The 21850-nt window shown below is 69.1% G+C and carries 18 protein-coding genes, 1 tRNA gene and 3 pseudogenes; 11 read left to right on the top strand and 11 right to left on the bottom strand.

Annotation, left to right across the window (positions count from 1 at the left end; genetic code table 11):
* Positions 1 to 22: 22 nt before the first annotated feature.
* The 3 genes and pseudogenes from CPZ00_RS02375 to CPZ00_RS02365 form a co-directional block, all read right to left on the bottom strand.
* Positions 23 to 460, bottom strand: coding sequence for an acyl-CoA thioesterase (locus tag CPZ00_RS02375; protein ID WP_096389323.1), 438 nt, complete (start codon positions 458 to 460; stop codon positions 23 to 25).
* Between the two features lie 253 nt (positions 461 to 713).
* Positions 714 to 1163 (bottom strand): annotated as a pseudogene (locus tag CPZ00_RS02370) (bifunctional nuclease family protein); the annotation flags it as partial.
* An 84-nt stretch (positions 1164 to 1247) separates the two neighbouring features.
* On the bottom strand, positions 1248 to 2057 hold the full coding sequence (locus tag CPZ00_RS02365) for an ArsR/SmtB family transcription factor (protein WP_096389319.1): 810 nt from the start codon (positions 2055 to 2057) through the stop codon (positions 1248 to 1250).
* Positions 2058 to 2222: 165 nt separating this feature from the next.
* On the opposite strand from CPZ00_RS02365, the gene aroC reads away from it, so the two are divergent.
* A complete protein-coding gene (aroC, locus tag CPZ00_RS02360; protein WP_096389317.1) occupies positions 2223 to 3407 on the top strand; it encodes a chorismate synthase in 1185 nt (394 codons plus the stop codon).
* A 15-nt stretch (positions 3408 to 3422) separates the two neighbouring features.
* Here the strand turns inward: aroC and CPZ00_RS02355 are convergent, their stop codons facing one another.
* The 4 genes and pseudogenes from CPZ00_RS02355 to CPZ00_RS02340 form a co-directional block, all read right to left on the bottom strand.
* Positions 3423 to 5567: a class I adenylate-forming enzyme family protein gene (locus tag CPZ00_RS02355; protein ID WP_096389315.1), complete on the bottom strand. Its 2145-nt coding sequence runs from the start codon at positions 5565 to 5567 to the stop codon at positions 3423 to 3425.
* Between the two features lie 80 nt (positions 5568 to 5647).
* Complete coding sequence (locus CPZ00_RS02350) at positions 5648 to 6079, bottom strand: universal stress protein (RefSeq protein ID WP_096389313.1); 432 nt, start codon at positions 6077 to 6079, stop codon at positions 5648 to 5650.
* 102 nt (positions 6080 to 6181) lie between these two features.
* On the bottom strand, positions 6182 to 6556 hold the full coding sequence (locus CPZ00_RS02345) for a hypothetical protein (protein ID WP_096389311.1): 375 nt from the start codon (positions 6554 to 6556) through the stop codon (positions 6182 to 6184).
* A 48-nt stretch (positions 6557 to 6604) separates the two neighbouring features.
* Positions 6605 to 7426: pseudogene (locus tag CPZ00_RS02340) on the bottom strand (polymer-forming cytoskeletal protein); the annotation flags it as partial.
* 230 nt (positions 7427 to 7656) lie between these two features.
* Here CPZ00_RS02340 and CPZ00_RS02335 point away from each other — a divergent pair.
* Positions 7657 to 8955: a lycopene cyclase gene (locus CPZ00_RS02335; RefSeq protein WP_233255120.1), complete on the top strand. Its 1299-nt coding sequence runs from the start codon at positions 7657 to 7659 to the stop codon at positions 8953 to 8955.
* A 31-nt stretch (positions 8956 to 8986) separates the two neighbouring features.
* The gene (locus tag CPZ00_RS02330) at positions 8987 to 9664 is read left to right on the top strand and encodes a phosphoglycolate phosphatase (RefSeq protein ID WP_096389307.1); all 678 of its coding nucleotides are present in this window, start codon (positions 8987 to 8989) and stop codon (positions 9662 to 9664) included.
* A 127-nt stretch (positions 9665 to 9791) separates the two neighbouring features.
* On the opposite strand, the gene CPZ00_RS02325 is transcribed toward CPZ00_RS02330, so the two are convergent.
* Positions 9792 to 11306: a cryptochrome/photolyase family protein gene (locus CPZ00_RS02325; RefSeq protein WP_096389305.1), complete on the bottom strand. Its 1515-nt coding sequence runs from the start codon at positions 11304 to 11306 to the stop codon at positions 9792 to 9794.
* 77 nt (positions 11307 to 11383) lie between these two features.
* Here CPZ00_RS02325 and CPZ00_RS02320 point away from each other — a divergent pair, with 77 nt between their 5' ends.
* The 8 genes and pseudogenes from CPZ00_RS02320 to CPZ00_RS02285 all read left to right on the top strand — a co-directional run bounded on the left by CPZ00_RS02320 (position 11384) and on the right by CPZ00_RS02285 (position 20554).
* Positions 11384 to 12397, top strand: coding sequence for an alpha/beta hydrolase (locus CPZ00_RS02320; protein ID WP_096391561.1), 1014 nt, complete (start codon positions 11384 to 11386; stop codon positions 12395 to 12397).
* Between the two features lie 177 nt (positions 12398 to 12574).
* Positions 12575 to 13597 (top strand): thymidylate synthase, encoded by a 1023-nt coding sequence (gene thyA / locus CPZ00_RS02315; protein WP_096389303.1) that lies wholly within the window; start codon positions 12575 to 12577, stop codon positions 13595 to 13597.
* Between the two features lie 7 nt (positions 13598 to 13604).
* Positions 13605 to 14177, top strand: a complete 573-nt coding sequence (locus CPZ00_RS02310; RefSeq protein WP_096389301.1) for a dihydrofolate reductase — start codon at positions 13605 to 13607, stop codon at positions 14175 to 14177.
* A 147-nt stretch (positions 14178 to 14324) separates the two neighbouring features.
* The gene (psmA, locus tag CPZ00_RS02305) at positions 14325 to 15161 is read left to right on the top strand and encodes an archaeal proteasome endopeptidase complex subunit alpha (RefSeq protein WP_096389299.1); all 837 of its coding nucleotides are present in this window, start codon (positions 14325 to 14327) and stop codon (positions 15159 to 15161) included.
* Between the two features lie 119 nt (positions 15162 to 15280).
* On the top strand, positions 15281 to 16816 hold the full coding sequence (locus CPZ00_RS02300; RefSeq protein ID WP_096389297.1) for a helix-turn-helix transcriptional regulator: 1536 nt from the start codon (positions 15281 to 15283) through the stop codon (positions 16814 to 16816).
* A 185-nt stretch (positions 16817 to 17001) separates the two neighbouring features.
* A complete protein-coding gene (locus CPZ00_RS02295; protein WP_096389295.1) occupies positions 17002 to 18204 on the top strand; it encodes a redox-regulated ATPase YchF in 1203 nt (400 codons plus the stop codon).
* Between the two features lie 74 nt (positions 18205 to 18278).
* Positions 18279 to 18512 (top strand): annotated as a pseudogene (locus CPZ00_RS02290) (DUF5822 domain-containing protein); the annotation flags it as partial.
* Between the two features lie 113 nt (positions 18513 to 18625).
* The gene (locus tag CPZ00_RS02285) at positions 18626 to 20554 is read left to right on the top strand and encodes an acetyl-CoA carboxylase biotin carboxylase subunit (RefSeq protein WP_096389291.1); all 1929 of its coding nucleotides are present in this window, start codon (positions 18626 to 18628) and stop codon (positions 20552 to 20554) included.
* Between the two features lie 52 nt (positions 20555 to 20606).
* Here the strand turns inward: CPZ00_RS02285 and CPZ00_RS02280 are convergent, their stop codons facing one another.
* The 3 genes from CPZ00_RS02280 to CPZ00_RS02270 form a co-directional block, all read right to left on the bottom strand.
* A complete protein-coding gene (locus tag CPZ00_RS02280) occupies positions 20607 to 21017 on the bottom strand; it encodes a DUF5820 family protein (protein ID WP_096389289.1) in 411 nt (136 codons plus the stop codon).
* Positions 21018 to 21080: 63 nt separating this feature from the next.
* Entirely contained in the window at positions 21081 to 21515 is a 435-nt protein-coding gene (locus CPZ00_RS02275; protein WP_096391560.1) for a disulfide bond formation protein B, read from the bottom strand.
* 220 nt (positions 21516 to 21735) lie between these two features.
* A tRNA-Glu gene (locus CPZ00_RS02270) sits at positions 21736 to 21810 on the bottom strand.
* Positions 21811 to 21850: the final 40 nt, after the last annotated feature.

Raw genomic sequence — 21850 nt, 5'->3', positions numbered from 1 at the left:
AAGCGAACTCCCGAGCCTCGGCCTACGGCGCGCTTTCGAGGGCGGCGTCGAGCAGCTCCTGCCCGCGGTCGGAGGAGACGGTCAGCTCGGGCACCGGAATCGGGTTTCGGTCGTCGTCGATCGCGACGAAGACCATGTATGACTCGGCGGTGAGCTCCTCCGTGCCGGTTTCGGGGTCCTCCCGAAAGACGCGCGTTCGGATCTTGATGCTCGTCTCGCCGGTGTCGTAGACGTACGCCTTCACGACCGCGATGCCGCCGACCGGCACGGGACGTCTGAAGTTCACCTCGTCCATATGGGCGGTGACGCAGGTCTCGCCCGAGAAGCGCATTGAACACATCGCGCCGAGCTCGTCCATCCACTTGAGGACGTGCCCGCCGTGGGCGGTCTCCAGGTTGTTCGCCTGGTCGGGCTGGACGAACCACCGGTTTTCCAGGTAGGTATCCATCAGGTCTGGCATACGCCGACGCACTCCCCCGAGCCGGTTGAACCGTTCGGTTTGACGAGCGCTACTCGCGATCCTCGCGATCGTCCGCGTCCTCGGTCCACTCGGTCGGCAGGTCGTCCGGGCCTGCGGCGGCGTCGGAATCATCTGACTCCTCGGGATCGACGGGATCGTGACCGCCGACCGGGCCACCGGCGCCGGACCGACCCGGGTCTCCGAACGGGCCGGCATCGCCGGACCGGTCGGGGTCATCGAACGGCCCCTCGTGCTCGCCGGCCGGCTCGACGTCGAACCCGAACGCCTCGGCGGGCTGGCCGGCCTCGTCGACCACGGCGTCGGCGATGACGATCGGACACTCGACGCGAACGCCGACCGCGAGCGCGTCGGAGGGTCGGGCGTCGAAGACGAACCGCTCCGCCTCGCCGCCGTCGTACCGCTCGACGTCGACCTTCGCGTAGAAGGTCCCCTCGCTCAGGTCGTCGATGCGAACGCGGTCGACCGCGCCGCCGAACTCGGTGAGCACGTCCACGAGCAGGTCGTGGGTGAGCGGTCGCTCGAAGGGCTCGCCCTCGAGGGTCATCCCGATCGAGTTCGCCTGGTCCGGCGTGACGAAGATGGGAACGATCTCCCCGCGGGCCGCGAGGAGCACCGCCGGGACCTCCTCGCCGCCGGCACCGGTCCCGGCGCCGATCGCGACGACCTCTGCCTGATGGTTCATATCGGGGATACGTCCCCCGCCGGTTTGTACCTACCCCTGTTCGCGCCGGACTGGGGCGGAACGCCGACCGGGCCGGGGGAGACGTCACTCGTCCTCGAAGTACCCCAGATTGTAGTGCCAGTAGGTCCACGCGAGCGTGAAGACGATCGCCGCCCCCAGAAAGAAGACGACGCCGGGTTCCAGCAGCGAGACGGCGTGCTCGGCGGCCGCCTCGGCGCGCTCGGCGGCGGCCCCGTCGAACATCACCTCGACGACGTCACCGCCGCCGCCGCCCTCGGTCGTCGTCATCGGGCCCCCCGTCGCCTCCGGGGCCTCGGTTTGCATCACGCCGACGTCCCCGCCGCCGTCGGCGGACTCAACGCCCGCGGCGTCGCCGCCATCGCCGCCAGCACCGTTCCCACCGGATCCGGAGTCTGAAGCCGTGTAGCCGTCGGTTCCTGGACCGCCGGTCGGGACCGTAACCGACAGCAGCCGCTGGACGGCGAGCGCCGAGAGTCCGAGGATCCCGTAGCCGCCGAGCAGTCGCTTGAGGGCGGTCTTGATCCCGTCGCTGTGGCTCGACTCGCCCGCGAACAGGACGAGCGGGTCGCTCGTGGGCGCATAGACGTTCATCTCGCGGCCCTTCTCGGAGTAGACCGTGTCGGCGACCTCGACGAGTTCGGCATCCGAGAGGTTTCCGAGGTGGTACTGGACGTTCTGCAGCGACGTGTCGGTTGCCTCGGCGAGCTCGGAGGTCGTCGCCGGCTCCTCGTGGAGCGTCGAGAGCAGGGACCGGGCGGTCTCGGAGGACAGCGCCGCGAACAGCTCGTCGGCGTTTTCGTCGTCGACGTCGACGACCCGCGGTTCCCGGTCGCCGAGGGAGACGTCGGGAGGGGAGGGCAGCAGCCGGGACATACCCGACACTCATACAGCGGCCTACAAATCCCTTGTGTCGTTCGACGCGAAGTCCGTCCCGACCCAGGAACCACCTTCGCCGCGCCACTGTGTCGAAAACCACCTTCGCCGCGCCACTATGCCGAGATACAACGTATATATGCCCCCGAGCCACACGTGTGCGTAATGAACGGCAACCGGTTCGGTCGCCTCTTCCAGGTGACCACCTACGGCGAGAGTCACGGCGAGGCGATGGGCGTCACGGTCTCGGGCTGCCCCGCCGGCGTCGAGCTCGACGAGGACCTGATCCAGCGCGACCTCGACCGGCGCAAGCCCGGCCAGTCGATGATCACCACCTCCCGAGGGGAACCCGACGAGGTGACGATCAACTCCGGCGTCCAGGACGGCTACACCACGGGGACGCCGATCGGAATGGTGATCCAGAACAAGGACGCGCGCTCGGGGAAATACGAGCCGTACGTCACCGCACCGCGTCCCTCACACGGCGACTACACCTACTCGGCGAAGTTCGGAACGCGCAACTGGGGCGGCGGCGGTCGCTCCTCGGCCCGGGAGACGGTGAACTGGGTGGCGGCGGGCGCGGTCGCGAAGGCGATCCTCGACGCCTCCGACCACGACGTCGAGATCAAGGCCCACGTCAACCGGATCGACGACATCGAGGCTCCAGCAGTCTCCTTCGAGCAGATCCTCGAGCGGTCCGAGGAGAACGACGTCCGGTGTGCGGACCCCGAGACCGCCGACCGGATGCAGGAACGCATCGAGGAATACCAGGAGGAGGGCGACTCGATCGGCGGGTCGATCTACTTCGAGGCCCGCGGGGTCCCTCGCGGACTGGGAGCCCCTCGATTCGACGGCGTTCCGTCCCGGCTGGGGCAGGCGATGATGTCGATCCCCGCGACGACGGCCTTCGAGTTCGGACTCGGAACCGACGCGGTCGAGGTGACCGGCAAGGAGCGCAACGAGGATTGGGAATTCGACGAGGGCGACCACCCGGAGACGGTCAGCGAGCCTGGCGATCCGGTTCCGGTCGGCAACGACCACGGCGGTCTCCAGGGCGGAATCACGACCGGCGAGCCGATCTACGGCGAGGTGACCTGGCACGCGCCGACCTCCATCCCGAAAAAACAGCGCACCGCCGACTGGGAGACCGGCGAGGAGAAGGAGATCCAGGTCGTCGGCCGCCACGACCCCGTCCTCCCGCCGCGTGCCGTCCCCGTGGTCGAGGCGATGCTCTACGTCACCGTCCTCGACTTTATGCTGCTCGGCGGCCGGATCAATCCCGACCGGATCGACGATCGCCCCGGCGAGTACGACACCGATTACCACCCGAGCAGTCCCGACAACGAGTAACCGCTGCCGCCTCGGTCACCGGTCGGCTCCGGCATCGCCGCCCGGGTCGGCGTCGCCGGTTTCGGTCCCGTTCGTTCCGTCCCCGGACCCATCACCGGTTCCATCGGCACCGTCCGATCCCGCTTCCGATTCGGAGACGTCGTTCGGGTCCGACTTCGAGTCGTCGTTCGGGTCCGACTTCGAGGCGTCATCCGATTCCGAGGCGTCATCCGATTCCGAGGCGTCATCCGATTCCGTATCGGCGACCGGCTCGGGATCGGCCGGCTCGAATCCCGCGCGGTCGAACTCGGCCGCCGGGATCGACGGATCGACGCCGTCCTCGATCAATCGGTCGCGCGCCGCCTCTCGATCGACGGTTCCCGAGACGGTTCGCGGAAGCTCCTCGACGTAGGCGATCGTCCGCGGGATCTTGAACCCCGAAAGCCGCTCGCGGGCGTACTCGAGGAGGGCCCGCTCGTCGATCGGGGGATCGCGTTCCGCATCCGTTCCGGGAGTCGCCTTCGGTTCGGTCGCGTCCGAGTCGGTCACATCGGTGGTATCGTCGGCAGCGTCGGTCGCGTCCATCCCCGCGTCGGCCGTCGCATCGATCGACGCATCAGCGTCGGGCTCGTCGGACGCGTCGGATGAGCCCCCGCCACCTTCGCCGTTCGACGAGTCCTCCGCCGGGCCGGGTTGATCTGCGGGGACGATCAGCGTGCCGACGCGCTCGCCCCACGTCTCGTCGGGCAGCCCGAGCACGGCCACCTCGCGCACGGCCTCGTGGTCGGCGAGGATGCCGGCGACCTCGCCGGGGTCGACGTTCTCCCCGCCGGTGACGATCCGGTCGTCGAGCCTGTTGATCACGTGAACGCGACCGTCCTCGTCGATCCGACCGACGTCGCCGGTGTGAAGGCCGTGGTCGCCGGTCGCGGCCGCGGTCGCCTCCGGATCGCCGTAATAGCCCGGCGAAACGGTCGGGCCGGCGACGACGAGCTCGCCGGTCTCGCCGCGTTCGACCGGATCGCCGTCATCGCCGATGACCGTGAGTTCCGTCCAGAAGATCGGCCGACCCACGGTCTCGGGGTTTTTGAAGGCCTCCGCGGGCGTCGCGGTCGCGATCTGGGAGGCGGTCTCGGTCATCCCGTAGGTCGGATACACCGGGACCGAGTAGTTTTCACACCGCTCGATCAGGCGCTCCGAGGCGGGGGCACCGCCGAGCAGGACCGTCCGCAGCGAGTCCGACAGCGTCCCGCGGCGGTCGAGCATTCGGGTAAGCATCGTCGGGACGAGCGAGACGCCGGTGACGTCGTAGCGGTCGATGTCGTCGGCGGCCTCGCCCGGATCGAAGTCCTCACGCAACACGATGGTCGTCCCGGTGAGGGCCGACCGGTAGATGGGCGAGAGGCCGCCGGCGTGATGCAGCGGCAGCGTCACGAGCCACCGGTCGTCGGGGTGAACGCCGAGCCGGAACGCGGAGGCGATCGCCGAGAAGAGGACGTTGCCGGCGGTGATCTCCACCGCCTTCGGCCGGCCGCTCGTTCCGGAGGTGAAGAGCACGCAGAGCCGCTCCTCGAGGTCCCACGTCGAGGTCGTGACCGGTTCCGGATCGGCGTCGTGGAGGGCGGTGACGACGTCCGAATCCTCGGGGTCGGTCGGGGTATTTAAATCCTCGAGTCCGTTCGAGGCGGTCGAATCGGTCGAATCGGTCGAATCGGTCGAATCGGTCGAATCGGTCGAACCTGACTGTTCCGAGGCGTCCGATCCTGACGACTCGTCCGTGGCGTCCGGAGGGGTCGGCGCGTCCACCGAGAGGATCGGTATCCCGGTTCCCGCCGCCCCCGCCACCGCGGTCGACTGCGTTTCGGCATCGCAGACCAGCACGTCGACGTCCGCCCGATCGAGACGGACGCCGATCTCGCGCGGGGTAAGCTGGTGTCCGATCGGAACGAGCGTCGCCCCGAGCCGCATCGCGGCGTGAACGAGGCCGACGTAGCCGACCCGTGGCGAGAGGTGGACGCCGAGGTGCGTCCCTGAATCGACCCCCCGAGAGGCCAGTCGGCCCGCGGTTTCCTCGACGAGCCGGTCGAGGTCCGCGTACGTCCACGCCTCGCCGTCGGCCGCCCGCACGAGTGCGGTCGCGTCCGGCGCGGCGGCGACGCGGTGGGTGAGCCAGTCGCGCATACCCCGGGTATGTGACGGCGGTGACTACTGTCTTGTGATCGGTGGCATTCGTCGCGTTCGGGGGATCGCTTCGACCGGTCTCAATCCTCGTCCTTGTGGACCGTCAAAACGGGCACCTCGGCCGTGCGAACCACGCGCTCGGTCACCGATCCGAGGAGGTATCGGTCGATTCCCTGGCGGCCGTGGGTCCCCATCACGATCAGATCGATCCCGTTGTCGTCGACGTATTCGGTGATCGTCCGGTACGCGGTCCCGTTGACGACGCTGGTGACCGAGTCGACGCCGGCCTCGGTGGCCGCCTCGGCGACGCGTTCGGTCGCTTCGGCCCCCTCCGATTCCAGGGCCTCGAGGACGATCTCCGAGCCGGCCTCCAGCGTCGAATAGGCCGACCCGTCGACGACGTACAGCGCGTGGATCCGCGCGTCGTATCGCTTCGCGAGGTCGATCGCGTGGTCGATCGCCGCGGTGGCTGCCGGGCTGCCGTCGGTCGGAACCAGGATCTGATCGTACATCTCGATCGACGATACGGGAGGGACCGTGTAAAAACTCCCCCTTGCGACGGACCGTGGTCGAGAACGCGAGGACATCGATCACGGCCCCGACGACGTGTGGTATCACGGCCCCGACGACGTGTGGTCTCCCCGCGGCGCGACGATCGCTTCGACGGCGTCGACGACCGTTCCGTAGTCCCGACAGGTTCGCGCGACCTCGTGAATCGAGTAGGAGTTCTCGATCGTCCGGCCCACACAGCCGGCGTAGGCGGCGAGCCAGTCGTTCAACACGCCCTCGAGCAGCGACCGCTCGACCGCCGACAGCGCAACGCCGTCCCGGCGAGCACGGGCATACACCGCGACGATCGGCCGGATGCCCTCGTCGATCGCGGTCGTGGGGTCGTCGCCCGCGGGGTCGAACCGCTCGTGGCGACGGCGGGCACGCTCGACGACGTCGGCGACCGTCTCCCAGTACGTCGAGCGCGTCCCACCGCACATACCCCGAAACGGCTCGGGCAGGGATTATAAATCATCCGCCGATCGGCGGAGCGTGAGCTCCCCGCGAGCGCGGAGCGCACCGTCGACGGTCGCGTCCTCGTGGACGTCGATGTCCCGCGCCGAGACGTCGCCGCGGACGTGGGCGCCGGCCGCGATCGTTGCCGTTCCGCCGCGGGTCGTCACGTCCCCGTGGATCGCCGTGCCGGCGCCGACGGAGACGTCCTCGCGGGCGCGAAGCGACCCGAAGACCGTGTTCCCGGTCCCGACCGTGATGGACTCCGCCCGAACGTTGCCGTGGAGCCGGCAGTCGTCGCCGATCGTCGCCGGCGTCGAGACGCGCCAGGCGTCGTCGGAAACGGTGGCGCCGCGGGGGATGATCAACGGGTCCTCGACGTCCTCGTCGTCGGCGAGCGCGGCCGCGAGTTCGTCGGCCGCCTCCCGATCGCCGGCCCGCAGCAGCTGGGAGAGGACGATGAAGTAGAAGACGATCGTGGGAACCGGGTTGCGGACGACGATCCAGCCGTTCGCGTCGAACCCCTCGTCGACCTCGACGTCGTCGCCGATGTCAAGGTCGCCGGAGACCATCAGCCGGCCGGCGACGTGCACGCGCTCGCCGAGATAGGCGTCCTCGCCGACCAGCACGTTGCCGTCGACCGAACAGAGCATATCGAGCCGGCAGTCGCCGGCGGCCTCGATGTCCCCGTCGACGGTCACGCGCTCGCCGGCCGCAACGGTCCGGCCGCGGATCCCGAGCTCCACGGTCGCCTGCCCGCCGATCAAAGCGTCCCCGTCAGTCACGACGTCGTGCTCCTCGACCGTCGTTCCGTCCGGGACGGCGAGCTCGTCGAGCGGGTCCGGTCCCAGTGACACGTCCGGTCACAGACCGCGCGACGGTATAAGTTGACCGGGGCGTCCGACGATCGGCTGACGCGGCGGCGGTGTTGGCCATGACCGAGACGGTCCGTTTCGCTGACGGGGCTCGACCGAGACGGTCCGTTTCGCTGACGGGGCTCGACCGAGACGGTCCGTTCCGCTGACGGGGCTCGACCGAGACGGTCGCCGACAAACACTAAGGTCGAGTGTCACGTGGTAACACGCATATGGTCTTCGCCAGAACGGCGACCGGGCTCCGGGCCGACGTCGGGGCACTCGCCTCCCAGGTCCACCCCGTCTTCATGCTGCCGCCGATCGCGGCCTCGTGGTTCGGTGCGATCGTCGCCGGCGCGCCGTCGATCCCGGCCGGCGCCGTCCACGCGCTCGCCGCCTTCTTCGCCGTGTACACCGCCCACGTGAAGGACGGCTACGTCGACTTCCACCTGCGCGGCGAGGACGACGACCATCCGATGACCGCGGGCGGCTGTCGGATCGCCCTCCTCGGAGCGAGCCTGGGGTTTCTCGGCTGTCTGGTCGGCGTCTGGATCCTCGCCGGCCCGGTAGCGGCCGCGCTCACCCTGCCGATGTGGATCATCGGCTACCTGCACGCGCCGCAGCTCGACACCACGCCGATCGGCGCGACGATGGGCTATCCGACCGGGATCGCGGTCGCGATGGTCGGCGGCTCCGTCGTTCAGGCCGGCACCGCCGCGAGCACCGTGCCCGTCGGCATCGAGGGAGCCGGTGCGCCGCCGACGATCCTCGCGTTCGCGGCCGTCTTCCTGGTCGTTCTCACCGGCGTGAAGGTCGTCGACGACGAGTCCGACCACGACTACGACGCCAGCATCGACAAGCGGACCGTCGCGGTCCTCGTCGGCCCGGCACGAGCCCGTCAGATCGCCTACGGACTCTTCGCGCTCGGCGGAACGATGGTCCTGTGGGGGACCGTCTCCGGCGTCTTTTCCGCGTCCGCGCCCGCCGCCGTAGCGGTCTTCGCGACCGTCGCGGTCGTCGCCTACCGGGCGCCGTCGGATCTGGCGACGATGCTGCTGATCCGCGGGACGTACCTCTTCCTCGCGCTGTTGGTGGTCGCGACGTGGTACCGCCCCCTGGATCCGGTCGGCCTGCCGGACGTCACGGCGCTCGGACCGGCAACGTATCTGGCCACCGAGGCCGTCTTCGGGACGGTGGCCTTCGTGCTCTTATACCGGGTGAACGCTCTGCGGCGAGCGGGAGCCACGATCGCCGTGATCTATCCGGTCGCGTACGTCTGGGACTGGTACACCCTCGAGGTCGGCGTCTTCGCGATCGTGACCCGGACCGGTTACGACCTGTTCGGGATCCCGATCGAGGAGCACGTCTTCATGATCGTCGTCCCCGCGTTCGTCCTCGGCGTCCACGAGACGATCCGGTCGATGCACGGACCAATGGGTGCTGAAGCGGGGGTCGAAACCGGCTCCGATGCGGAAGCCGAACCCGGATCGGCGGCGAGGGACGGGCCGTCCGACGGCGGTGCCGGATCGTAAGGTCGTTGTCCCGCGCGCTCGGGGTGTCGGTATGGTGCCGCCGCTCGTCCTCGACATTGACGGGACGCTGACCACCGCCGATCACCGGATCGACCCCCGTGCCTTCGAGCTGCTGCCGAGCTGGGAGGCGCCGGTCGTGTTCGCGACCGGGAAGGCGTTCCCGTATCCGGTCGCGCTCGCCCACTTTCTGGGGCTGCCCGAACACGTGATCGCGGAGAACGGCGGCGTCGTCTACGCCGACGGCGAAACCCGGTTCACCGGCGATCCGGACGCCTGCTGGGCGGTCGCCGAGGAGTTCGTCGAGCGCGGCGGCGACCTGGGCTGGGGCGGCCGGACGACGGTCAACCGGTGGCGCGAGACCGAGGTCGCGATCTCGATGGACGCCGACGAGGAACTCCTCCGAACCATTGCGGTCGAGCACGGTCAGACCGTCGTCGACACGGGCTACGCCTATCACGTCACCTCGCCGGACGTCTCGAAGGGCGAGGCCTTCGAGGAACTCTGCTCGATCCTGGAGTACGACCCCGACGCGTTCGTCGCGGTCGGCGACAGCGAGAACGACGCCTCGACGTTCGCGGTCGCCGGCGAGTCGTACGCCGTGGCCAACGCGGACGACGCCGCGCGCGAGGCGGCCGACACGGTGCTCGCGGACGCGTATATGGACGGCACCGCGAACGTGCTCGAGGCGCTGATCGCCGCGGGCCGGTGACTGCGTTTCGACGACGTTTTTAAATTCCCTTTTAAAAAGACTTTTTAAATAGACCGTTAAACGACGGCGTCGGCCGACCCTCTCCATTCAGCGGATCGACCTCGCCCACTGCCGGGTTCGGAGCTCGTCACGAGTCCTCGCCCCGCGCCGCCTCGAAGGTCGCTAGGGCTTCCTCGCGACGCTCGGCGTGGTCGACGATCGGCGCGGGGTACTCGGGGGCGACCGACCCGCGACGCTCCGGGTCGAGTTCGTGCCACGAATGGATCAGGTCGGGGTCGACGCCCCGGAGTTCGGGGACGTACGTCGTGACGTACTCGGCGTCGGGGTCGTAGCGTTCGCCCTGCGTCATCGGGTTGAAGATCCGGAAGTAGGGCTGCGCGTCGGTCCCGGTGGAGGCGGCCCACTGCCACCCGCCGACGTCGTTGGCGGTGTCGTGGTCCCGGAGGTGCTCGCGGAAGTGAGCGTAGCCCGCACGCCAGTCGAGTAGCAGATCCTTCGTGAGGAACGACGCGACGATCATCCGGACACGGTTGTGCATAAACGCCTCCGCACGAAGCTGGCGCATCCCGGCGTCGACGATGGGGTACCCGGTCTCGCCGCGTTTCCAGGCGGCGAGCGCGTCCGGGTCCTCGCGCCAGTCGATCGGGTTCTCGTACGTTTTGTAGTTCCGTGAGACCGTCTCCGGGTTGTGAAACAGGACCTGGAGGTAGAACTCCCGCCAGGCGAGCTGGCTCCGGAACTCCGTGACGCTCGAGACGGGGTCGGCGTCCTCCAGATCCGAGACGGCCGCATCGGCGTCGCCGGCCTCGGCGCGCGCCATCGCGTCCTCGGTGGCGGCGTACACCTCGCGGGGACCGATCGTGCCGAACGAGAGGTCCTGTGAGAGCCCGGAGGTGACCGACGCTGCGGGCACGTCCCGGAGCGTCTCGTAGCGGAAGACGTCCTCCTCACGGAACGACGACAACCGATCACGTGCGCCGGAGGTGCCGGCGGGGATCGACTCGGCCGCCGGCTCCGCGAACCCGAGGTCCGTGATCGTGGGAAGGGTTCCGGCGGCGATCGTCGCGTCGTCCGCCCGGAGATCCGCCGCCACGTCGTCGACGACCACCTGCAGCCGCTCCGCGTCGAGGAGGTCGGCCGCGGACGGTGCCGGTTCCGGGGCCGCTTTCTCACGATCGCGCCACTTCTTCCAGTAGTAGGTGAACACGGAGTAGGGATCACCCTTGTTGGTCCGGATCGAGTCCGGGTCGTGCAGGACCGCGTCGTGATACGTCTCGACGGCGAGCGACTCGGTTCCGCCCGACTCCGCGATCGATTCCTCGACCCGGGCGTCGCGCTCGCGCGCCAACCCGGAGTAGCCGCGGTTCCAGACGACCCGATCGGCGTCGACCGCGTTCGCGAGCCGCGGGAGGATCTCGGCCGGGTCGCCGTGGCCGACGATCAGGTCGCTCCCGCGCTCCCGGTAGGCATCCCGGAGCTCCGCGAGGGACCCGAGCAGGTACCGGACGCGGGGCGGGCCGGCGTGCTCGAGAACGGCGTCGTCGAGGACGAAACACGGAACGACCGGCCCACGGTCGGCGGCCGCCGACAGGCCGACGTTGTCCGTGACACGGAGGTCGCGTCGGTGCCAGAACAGGTCCATACGTCGGGCACGGACTCGACGTCCCTGAAGGTTTGTCCGCACGAACGTTTATGCAGTCAGTCGAAAACCGGTTCGGCATGGCGAACGATATGGATCCGCAGGCGAAGGCGGTGCTCGATGAGCGAAGCGGCGAGACCCGTCCCCAAGCTCATACCCTCTCGATAGCGACGTACCGCGAGCAGTTTCGCGACCTGTTCGCCCACCAGTCGAACGAGCCGGTGGGGCGGATACAGGATTTCGCCATTCCCGGGCCGGACTCGGACGTCCCCATCCGGACGTACCATCCGGATAGTGAGGACCGACTCGACGGCGAGGGGCAGCTCGACCACGAAAACCAACTCGACCGCGATGGGCAGCGTCCGGTCGTGGTGTTCTTCCACGGCGGCGGGTGGGTGCTCGGCGATCTCGACTGCTTCGACAATCTCTGTACGCGGTTGACGAACGAGTCGGGATGTATCGTCGTCTCGGTCGGCTACCGGCGGGCGCCCGAACATCCATTTCCAGCCGCCGTGACGGACTGCTACGCCGCCACGGAGTGGGTCGCCGAGAACGCGGCGGACTTCGGCGGCGACCCCGACCGGCTCGCGGTCGTCGGGAACTCGGCGGGCGGCACTCTCGCGACGGTCGTCTCGCTCATGGCCCGCGACCGGGGCGGCCCGGAGATCGACCAGCAGGTGCTCCTGTATCCCGTCGTGAACGCGGAGCGCCTCCGATCCTTCGAGAGCTACGGGACGGTCGGCAGCGGGTACTGGCTCACGATGGGGAGCATGCGGCTGTTCTACGAGGCGTACATCGAGGACCCGGTCGACTACCGGAACGCGTACGCGTTCCCGCTGCAGGCGGACGATCTGTCCGGCCTCCCGTCCGCGACGATACTCACCGCGGGATACGATCCGCTCCGTGACGAGGGGGGCGCGTACGCCGACGCACTCGAGGCGGACGGCGTCCCCGTCGTTCGGCGCCACTACGGGGGACAGATTCACGATTTCGTCGGCCTGACCGACGACATCGACGCCGCGGCGGCGGCGATCGAGGCGATCGCGGACGACCTGACGGACGCCTTCACCGCGGAGTCGGACGTGAACGGGTGACCCACCACGGGCCGATACGGCAGCGAGCAGCGACCCGACGACCTTTTTATAATCGGCGCCGCTGTTGGAAACGACGACCGCCGACCGGTCGGCACGCCGGGTCACGCTAGCGCGTCGGGACACCCGGGACGCCCCGGCCCACGCCGCCGGTCGGCGACGGACCGACCTCGATCCACCATGCAACAGTACCTCGATCTCGTCGACGAGACCCTCTCGGAGGGCGTTTATAAGCCGAACCGCACCGGCGTGGACACGATCGCGAGTTTCAGCGGCCAGTACACCGTCGACCTGGCCGAGGGGTTCCCGCTGTTGACCACGAAGCGGCTCGACGGCTACCGGTGGAACTCGCTCATTCACGAGGTGCTCTGGTACCTCTCCGGGGAAGAACACGTCCGGAACCTCCGGGACCACACCGCGATCTGGGACGCGTGGGCCGACGACGAGGGGCGGCTCGACACGGCGTACGGACGCTTCTGGCGGCGCTACCCGATCCCCGAGGGCGGCCTGGAGGGCGAGAGCTGGCCCGAGGACGCCCAGCGCTGGGTGACCGTCGAGGAGGACGCCGACGGAACCCGCCGCCGGACGTTCGACCAGATCCAGTACGTCCTCGACACCCTCGAGGAGAGCCCGCGCTCCCGCCGGATGGTCGTGAACGCCTGGCACCCCGCCAACGCGGCCGTCTCGACGCTGCCGCCGTGTCACTACACGTTCGTCGTGAACGTCCAGGGCGGCCGGCTCAACCTCCATCTCACCCAGCGGTCCGGCGACATCGCGCTCGGTGTGCCGTTCAACATCGCCGCCTACTCGCTTTTGGCCACCGCGATCGCCCAGCGGACGGGCTTCGAGGTGGGGCAGTTCGGCCACAGCATCGTCGACGCGCACGTCTACTGCGGCGAGGGCGACCGCGGCGCGTGGTACGCGGACAACCTCGACCGGCTGCAGGACCGGCTCACGGACGTGGAGACGACGGCCGACTACCGCGACGTCAAGACGTGGCTCGAGCAGGCGGCGCCCGATGAGCCGGCCGACCGGGAGGGATACGACCACGTCCCCGGCCTCCTCGAGCAGCTCTCACGGGAGCCGCGGTCGCGACCCCGCATCGAGATCGCCGACAAGCCGCTCGACGAGCTCACGTCCGACGACGTCGAGCTCCACGACTACGACTCCGCGGACGGGATCACGTTCGCGGTCGCGGAGTGAGCGTCGAATGGGTGATACGACTGCCGGTCAGGCTAACGATCCAACCGACGTCGACGCGCCGTCCAACGGCGACGTGCCGGACGGCCTCACGGTCTCGCTCATCGCCGCGGTGGCCGAGAACGGCGTGATCGGCGATTCCGGCGGGATGCCCTGGCACTACCCCGCGGACCTGGAACACTTTAAGAGCACGACCACGGGCCACCCCGTGATCCTCGGCCGGCGGACCTACGAGAGCATCGCGGCCGAGCTCGGGGGGCCGCTCCCCGATCGAGTCTCCATCGTGCTCTCGCGGTCCGATCTCGACCTCCCGGACGGCGCCGTCGGCGCGGACGGGATCGACGACGCGCTCGACCGCGCCGCGGCGGCCGCCGCCGAGCTGGGCGTTGCAACCGTCTACGTCGCCGGCGGTGCGACGATCTACGAGGCGTTCCTCCCGCTGGCGGACGAGCTGGTGCTCACGGAGATCCACGAGTCCTACGCGGGCGACACGCGCTTTCCGGAGTGGGACGCCGACGAGTGGACGGAAACGGACCGGAACGAGCGTGACGAGCTCACGTTCCGGACGTATCGTCGCCGGTGATTGGGCTCCGGTACGGCACACGAATCGCCTGACGAGCTTCCCGACGAACTCCCGGCATCGTCCTCCCAATAAGGAGGGTTTTTCCCCGCCGAGACGCTATCGAGAGGTAATGATCGACTACGGAGTGCGACGACGAGGTGGGGAGCGATGAGAGGTAACGACCAGCAGGCGTACGACCGCGGGACGTCGCTGTTCTCCCCCGACGGCCGGATCTACCAGGTCGAGTACGCCCGCGAGGCGGTCTCGCGGGGCGCGCCGAGCGTGGGGATCCGCACCGCCGACGGGATCGTCCTGGCGGCGATGAGTCGGACCTCCTCGCCGCTGATGGAGGCCGAGAGCATCGAGAAGCTCCACAAGCTCGACGACCACGTCGCGACGGCCTCCGCCGGCCACGTCGCCGACGCCCGCAAGCTGATCGATCTGGCCCGCCGGCAGACCCAGGTCAACCAGCTGCGGTACGGCGAGCCGATCGGCATCGAGACGCTCACGAAACACGTCACCGATCACATCCAGGAGAACACGCAGCTCGGCGGCACGCGTCCCTACGGGGCCGCGCTGCTCATCGGCGGGATCGAGAACGGCGAACCGCGCCTGTTCGGCGCCGATCCCTCCGGAACGCCGCACGAGTGGAAGGCGACCGTCATCGGCGACGGCCGCGAGGAGATCCAGTCGACCCTCGAGGCGGAGTGGACCGACTCGCTGAGCCTTGAGGAGGGAATCGAGCTCGCGGTCGCGGCGCTCGGCGAGTACGCCGAGGACCTGACGGCGGCGGATCTGTCGATCGCGACCATCACTGCGGCCGACGGCTACCGCCTCGTGTCGGACGAGGACGCCGCGGACATCGTTCCCGACCTTCCGGTCGACGACGCAGCCGCCGATGCGAGCGCCGACGAGGACGCCGACGAGGAGGACGCCGATCCGGACGACGCCGACGCTGACGAGGACGCTGGCGACGCAGCCGACGACGCCGACGCTGACGAGTAGCGTCACCACGTTACGGACGGCAGATCTCGAACCGTACGTCGCCCGACCGATCCCGAGACGGACCGCGGCCGACCTCGGGACGCAAGCGCTTTTACTCACGGGCGAACCCTTCCGAACGAATGCGGGGATCGGCATCGGTCAGGATCGGCTGCTGTCTCGTCGTCCTCCTCGCGGGGCTTGCGGGAGCCGTCGCTCCAGCCGCCGCAGGACCGGGAACCGCCGGGAGCACGGGCCCGGAGGCGATCGGCCCGATCCCCCACGAGCCCCAGGCCGAGTCCGGCGGGTTCGATCGAAGCGTGTTCGAGATAACGGTCCATCGCGACGGACGCGGCGTCTGGACGCTTCGATACGAGCGCGTGCTCGAGTCGACGGACGAGCGGGAGTCCTTCGAGGAGTTCGCGACGCGGTTCCGCGAGGAGGAGACTGACCTCTATCGGGGGTTCCGTACGGACGCGAGGGCGCTGGTCTCGGCCGGCGAGAACGCGACCGATCGGGAGATGGCGGCGGACGGCTTCGAACGCGACGCGTTCGTCCGGTCGCGGATCAGCAACGACATCGGCGTCGTCGAGCTGCGGTTCACCTGGCACGGATTGGGCGTGGTCGCGGATCGGACGGTCACCGTCGGGGACGTCTTCGAGGGCGGCTTCTACGTCGGCCCCGGCCAGGAACTCGTGTTCAGGCCCGGCGAGTCGCTCGCCTTCCGATCGGTCGAGCCGCCGGGAACGCAGTCGAACCCGGACTCGTTGGCGGACAGCGCATCGGTCACCTGGGAGGGCGAACGCCAGTTCACCGACCGACGGCCGTGGGCGGTCTTCGCGCCGGCGAACGCGACCGACGTAAACGGGACGAACGCGTCGGGCGGAACGGGATCCGCGACCGACACGGAGCAGCCCGGAACCGGTTCGGAGACCGCCACGCCGACCGGACCGACGAACGGTGCCGAGGGAACGAACGCCGGCGACGGTGGCCCGCTCCCGCTCGTGGTCCTCGGAGCGGCGGTGTTGATCGCCGGCGTCGTCGCGTGGCGCCGTTTCGGCGCCGAGGAGGCGGCCTCATCGAGAGAGCACGGCGACGACGGAACTGCCGCCAGCGAGACGCACCGCGACACGGACGGAACCGGCGGGAGGGCAACCGGTGCGGCGGAAGGAGGTGGGACGGACGCAGCCGAGGGTGCGGCGGCAGGAAGCGGATCGATCGACGAGACCACCGAGGGGTCGTCGACCGATCGCGGTGGCACGCCGACCGATCGCCGTGAAGAATCCGCGGCGCCCGGCGAGACGGGTGTCCCGGCGCCGGCCCCGTCGATCCCCGACGAGGAGCTGCTCTCCGACGAGGACCGCGTCGTCCGGATCCTTCGGGAACACGGCGGTCGGGTGAAACAGTCCCGGATCGTCGACCGGACCGACTGGTCGAAATCGAAGGTGAGCGTCCTGCTCTCGGAGATGACCGACGAGGGGACCGTCTCGAAGCTTCGCGTGGGCCGCGAGAACGTCGTCAGCCTCGAGGGCCACGAGCCCGACATCGCCGGGTCGCCGTTCGAGGACGAAGCGGGGGCCGCCGACGAAGGGGAAGCGGATGATGAAGCGGAGACGGACGATGAAGCGGGGACGGACGATGAAGCGGGGACCGGTGACGAACCGAAGCCGGATGACTGACTGACTGACGGTGGGCGAGCAGCTGGGAGAGATCGCGGACGACGGTGGGTCCGGCGAGGAGTGAAACCGTCGGTCCCGTCCCGGACGGCCGATCCCGGCGGTCGCAACGTTCGATCCATGCCCGCAGATCCCACACCACGAGCCGTCTCGCACCGCTTTTACTCCCCGAGCGTCCACCGTGGGTAATGAGTTATCGGATCGGCCTGGTCGGCAAGCCCTCGGTGGGCAAATCGACCTTCTTCAACGCGGCGACGATGAACGACGTGCCCGAGGGGGCCTACCCGTTCACGACGATCGACCCGAGCGTGGGCGAGGCGTACGTCAGGGTGCCGTGTGCGGCGCCGGAGTTCGACGAGACGTGTACGCCGAACGTCGGCGTCTGTAAGTCGGGAACGCGGTTCGTGCCCGTTCGGCTCGTCGACGTGGCCGGGCTCGTGCCGGGGGCACACGAGGGGCGCGGCCTCGGGAACCAGTTCCTCACCGACCTGAACGAGACGGACGTACTGGTCCACGTCGTCGACTTCTCGGGGACGACAGACATCGAGGGGGAGGCGACCGAGGGACACGACCCGCGCGAGGACATCGACTTCCTCGAGGAGGAACTCGACCAGTGGTACCTCGACGTCCTCGAGAAGGGGATCGACAAATACGAGACCAGATACCACGGGTCGGAGGCGGCCATCGAGGTCGAACTCGCCGAGCAGCTCTCCGCGTTCGGGATCTCGAAGGACGGGGTGAAGCAGGTGATCCTCGCCGAGGGCCTCGAGCTCGACCCCGCGACGTGGGACGACGCCGACCGCGAGGCGCTCGCCAGGGAGATCCGCAAGCGCACCAAGCCGATGATCGTCGCGGCCAACAAGATGGACACGCCGGCGGCGCAGGAGAACTGGGAGGCGATCACGACCGATCCCGACTACGACCATCTCACGTTTGTGGCCACCAGCGCCCACGCGGAGAAGGCGCTCAAGAACGCCGATGCGGCCGACGCGATCGACTACACCGCCGGCGCGGCCGAGTTCGAGGTCCGCGAGGACCTCCCCGAGGAGCAGGCCGCCGGCCTCGATCGGATCGAGGAGTTCCTCGAGGAGTACGGCGGGACCGGCGTCCAGGAGTCGCTCGAGGCTGCCGTCTTCGACGTGCTCGGCTGCATCGCGGTCTTCCCCGGCTCAGCCAACGGCCCGAGCGACGAGAAGGGCGTCTTCCGCGACTGCTTCATCCTTCCGGAGGGGTCGACCACCGAGGACTTCGCCTACCATATCCACTCGGACATCGGCGAGGGGCTCCTCCACGGGATCGACTGTCGAGCGGACAGACAGGTGTCGAAGGACCATGACCTCAGCCACCGGGACGTGATCGAGCTGGTCTCCACGAAGCAGATGACCGCGTAGCTCGGTTCTGACCGCCGAGAGACTGGCATCCCCGTCCCGGGAGGTTCTTAACCGACGGGACCGAACGCCGCGGCGTGCAACCGGTCGAACGGAGCGAGGTCGAGGGCGTCGATTACGGCTGGGTGATGCAGACGACGTTCGTCGTGACCATCCTCGTCGGCGCCCCGCTCGTCGCGCTGGCGTCCACGCAGGTCACGCTCCCGTCGTGGGGTGCCCGGGTCGCCTTCGCGATCCGCGTCGGGGCGCCGGTCTGGTTTCTGACCGCGGTTCTCGTCTTCGCGTACGCGAAACGGACCGACGCCGGCGACGTCGTCGACGCGGACTGAACGCATCCCACGCGGAAATGTAGACGATCGTCGAACTGCTGTTCCACGATGAACCGATAGAATGAGGTATCGGCTGGGGAAATGGCCGTGCAAGGATGTTCGATAGGGTTCTCGTGGCGAACCGCGGCGAGATCGCGGTTCGGGTGATGCGCGCGTGCGAGGAGCTGGGGATCGAGACCGTCGCGGTCTACAGCGAGGCCGACGCGGACGCCGGTCACGTCCGGTACGCCGACGTCGCCTACAACGTCGGGCCCGCGCGGGCGGCCGACTCCTATCTCGACCAGGAGGCGATCCTCGATGCCGCACGCGCGGCCGACGCGGACGCGATCCACCCCGGATACGGCTTCCTGGCGGAGAACGCCTCGTTCGCCGAGCGCGTCCAGGCGGCCGACGGGATCACGTGGATCGGCCCCTCGGCGGCCGCGATGGAGCGGCTCGGCGAGAAGACCCACGCCCGTCGCGTGATGCGGGACGCCGACGTCCCGATCGTCCCCGGAACCACCGAGCCGGTCGCCGACGCCGAGGCGGTCCGGACGTTCGGCGAGAAACACGGCTATCCCGTCGCGATCAAGGCCGAGGGTGGCGGCGGCGGCCGCGGGATGAAGGTTGTCGAGGGAGCCGACGAGGCCGAAGACCAGCTGGCGTCGGCAAAGCGGGAGGGCGAGGCGTACTTCTCGAACGACTCCGTCTACCTCGAGCGCTACCTCGACTCCCCACGACACGTCGAGGTGCAGGTGATCGCCGACCGCGACGGCACCGTCGTCCACCTCGGCGAGCGGGACTGTTCGCTCCAGCGCCGCCACCAGAAGGTGGTCGAGGAGGGTCCCTCTCCCGCGCTCTCGCCCGAGCTCCGGGAGTCGATCGCCGAGGCCGCTCGTCGCGGCGTCGCAGCCGCCGACTACACCAACGCGGGCACCGTCGAGTTCCTCGTCGAGGAGGACCCCGACCGGGACCCCGCGGAACCGTTGGGGCCCGAGACCGACTTCTACTTCCTCGAGGTGAACACCCGGATCCAGGTCGAACACACCGTGACCGAGGCGCTCACCGGGATCGACATCGTGGCCGAGCAGATCCGCGTCGCCGCCGGCGAGGGGCTCTCCGTCGACCAGGACGCCGTCGACCTCCACGGCCATGCGATCGAGTTCCGGATCAACGCGGAGAACGCCGCCGCGGAGTTCGCGCCGGCCAGCGGCGGTCGTCTCGAGACCTACGACCCGCCGGGCGGGATCGGCGTCCGCGTCGACGACGCGCTCAGGCAGGGCGACGAGTTGGTCACCGACTACGACTCGATGGTCGCGAAGCTCATCGTCTGGGGGAACGACCGTGAGGAGTGTCTCGACCGTTCGCGGCGCGCGCTCGCCGAGTACGACGTCGAGGGCGTCACCACCATCCTCCCGTTCCACCGGTTGATGGTCGAGGACGACCGGTTCCGCGACGGAACTCACACCACGACCTACCTCGACGAGGACCTGGATCCCGACCGGATCGACGCCGCCCAGGATCGATGGGGAGACGCGACCGACGGGACCGCCGGTGGGGACGACGCGGACGACGCGGACGACGCCGAGACCAGCGAGCGCGAGTTCACGGTCGAGGTGAACGGCAAACGCTTCGAGGTCTCCCTCGAGGAACGGGGCGCCCCGACGATCCCCGCGATCGAGGACCTCGGCGCCGCCGGAAGCGCCGGTGCCGCCGGCACGGCCGGCGGAAGCGGTCGGCCCCCACACGCCGGGGGCAGTGACGCCGCCGGCGCGGACGGGTCGACTGGATCTGGGGAGCCGGCCGACGACACGGTCGAAGTCGCCGAGGGCGGCGAGGCGATCGACGCCGAGATGCAGGGGACGATCCTCTCGGTCGACGTGACGGAGGGCCAGGAGGTCGCAGCGGGCGAGGTCGTCTGCGTGCTGGAGGCGATGAAGATGGAGAACGACGTCGTCGCCGAGCGCGGCGGCACGGTCGCGAGCGTGCACGTCGCCGAGGGGGACAGCGTCGATATGGGCGACCCGCTCGTCGTTCTCGAGTGAACCGATCGCACTCCGATCGAGCCGGTCGCACCGTGGGACTCGGCGAGACTTCCTACTCGTCGGCGACGTGATCGTCAGCAGCCGGATCGCCGGTGAGACGATCGAGTTCCGCGAGGTACGCCTCGCGGGGCACCTGATACGGCTCGCGGTAGTCGATCGCGCCGTCTGCGAACCGGGAGGCCAGATCGAGGAGCGCCTCGACGGCCGCCTCGCGCTCGTCGTACGTCCGGGTGGTGACCTCGACCTCCGGCTCGAGGAACAGGACGACGTGCCACTCGTCCGTCTGATACTGGCCCGCGCCGGGACGAGCGGCGCGCGAGCCGTTCGTCAGGTAGATCGTCGGTAGGCACGCGGCCGGGAAGTCGTCCTCGGTGAAGACGTCGGGGCGGAACGCCACGATCGCGCGCCCGTTCGGCTCCTCGTTCCAGACACGCCAGCCCTCGGGGAGATCAGGGAGGTTCATACCGGTCGTTGATCGCGAGCGGTTGAAAGCCCCGCGTTCGCCACCACGTCCGCCATCACCATCTCAGCGGTCGGCATCGCTCCGGAACGCGCCGGCGGTTCCGCGTTCGGCAAGCGCCAGGGCGAGCAGCCCGATCGTCACGAGGAGGAACGCGGTCAGCGAGAGCCGCGGGATCGTGAAGACGCCGAATCCGCGCCACTGGACCGCGGTACAGGCCCCGTCGAGGCCGCACGTGGCCCCCGGGGAGAGCTGGATCGCGACGTGGTACGCCGAGACGCCGATCCCGAGACCGGCGAGCGGAAGTGCGGTTCGCCACGTCCCGGTCCGGTTCTCGAGGGTGCCCACGCCGAGGATCACGACGAGCGGATACATCAGGATCCGCTGGTACCAGCAGAGCTCGCAGGGAACGAGTCCGAGCCCCTCGCTGAACCAGAGGCTGCCGGCCGTGGCGACCGCGGCCACGATCGTACAGGCGCCGAGAACGGAACGGACACGCATACCCACGATCGATCCGGTGGAGGGATAAAAGCTCCAGAACGCCGCGACGAGCGTTGCAGCGATCGAGTGCCGAACTGCCGGCGGTTTGACCGACCGGCGGCTCTTCGTCGTGAACGCCACCGAAGAATGCTCGGTCAGGGATTTGAACCACGGTCGCAGCGAAGCTGCTCCCTGATTCAAATCCCTCGCGTACCCCTTCGTCGTGAACGCCACCGAAGAATGCTCGGTCAGGGATTTGAACCCTGGTCGTCGGCTCGAAAGGCCAACATGATTGGCCGGACTACACCAACCGAGCGTCGGCATTCTGACGGAGTGTGGGGAGAGTAATAAATCCC

The organism is Halopenitus persicus (genome assembly GCF_002355635.1).
In the GTDB taxonomy this organism is placed as follows: domain Archaea; phylum Halobacteriota; class Halobacteria; order Halobacteriales; family Haloferacaceae; genus Halopenitus; species Halopenitus persicus_A.
The sequence above is the reverse complement of the archived record's forward strand: the minus strand, read 5'-3'. Positions and strand labels throughout refer to the sequence as shown.

Coding starts and splice junctions, on each gene's coding strand:
- CPZ00_RS02375 (WP_096389323.1), bottom strand. CDS start 460: ATGCCAGACCTGATGGATACCTACCTGGAAAACCGGTGGTTCGTCCAG.
- CPZ00_RS02365 (WP_096389319.1), bottom strand. CDS start 2,057: ATGTCCCGGCTGCTGCCCTCCCCTCCCGACGTCTCCCTCGGCGACCGG.
- aroC (WP_096389317.1), top strand. CDS start 2,223: ATGAACGGCAACCGGTTCGGTCGCCTCTTCCAGGTGACCACCTACGGC.
- CPZ00_RS02355 (WP_096389315.1), bottom strand. CDS start 5,567: ATGCGCGACTGGCTCACCCACCGCGTCGCCGCCGCGCCGGACGCGACC.
- CPZ00_RS02350 (WP_096389313.1), bottom strand. CDS start 6,079: ATGTACGATCAGATCCTGGTTCCGACCGACGGCAGCCCGGCAGCCACC.
- CPZ00_RS02345 (WP_096389311.1), bottom strand. CDS start 6,556: ATGTGCGGTGGGACGCGCTCGACGTACTGGGAGACGGTCGCCGACGTC.
- CPZ00_RS02335 (WP_233255120.1), top strand. CDS start 7,657: ATGGTCTTCGCCAGAACGGCGACCGGGCTCCGGGCCGACGTCGGGGCA.
- CPZ00_RS02330 (WP_096389307.1), top strand. CDS start 8,987: ATGGTGCCGCCGCTCGTCCTCGACATTGACGGGACGCTGACCACCGCC.
- CPZ00_RS02325 (WP_096389305.1), bottom strand. CDS start 11,306: ATGGACCTGTTCTGGCACCGACGCGACCTCCGTGTCACGGACAACGTC.
- CPZ00_RS02320 (WP_096391561.1), top strand. CDS start 11,384: ATGGCGAACGATATGGATCCGCAGGCGAAGGCGGTGCTCGATGAGCGA.
- thyA (WP_096389303.1), top strand. CDS start 12,575: ATGCAACAGTACCTCGATCTCGTCGACGAGACCCTCTCGGAGGGCGTT.
- CPZ00_RS02310 (WP_096389301.1), top strand. CDS start 13,605: ATGGGTGATACGACTGCCGGTCAGGCTAACGATCCAACCGACGTCGAC.
- psmA (WP_096389299.1), top strand. CDS start 14,325: ATGAGAGGTAACGACCAGCAGGCGTACGACCGCGGGACGTCGCTGTTC.
- CPZ00_RS02300 (WP_096389297.1), top strand. CDS start 15,281: ATGCGGGGATCGGCATCGGTCAGGATCGGCTGCTGTCTCGTCGTCCTC.
- CPZ00_RS02295 (WP_096389295.1), top strand. CDS start 17,002: ATGAGTTATCGGATCGGCCTGGTCGGCAAGCCCTCGGTGGGCAAATCG.
- CPZ00_RS02285 (WP_096389291.1), top strand. CDS start 18,626: ATGTTCGATAGGGTTCTCGTGGCGAACCGCGGCGAGATCGCGGTTCGG.
- CPZ00_RS02280 (WP_096389289.1), bottom strand. CDS start 21,017: ATGAACCTCCCTGATCTCCCCGAGGGCTGGCGTGTCTGGAACGAGGAG.
- CPZ00_RS02275 (WP_096391560.1), bottom strand. CDS start 21,515: ATGCGTGTCCGTTCCGTTCTCGGCGCCTGTACGATCGTGGCCGCGGTC.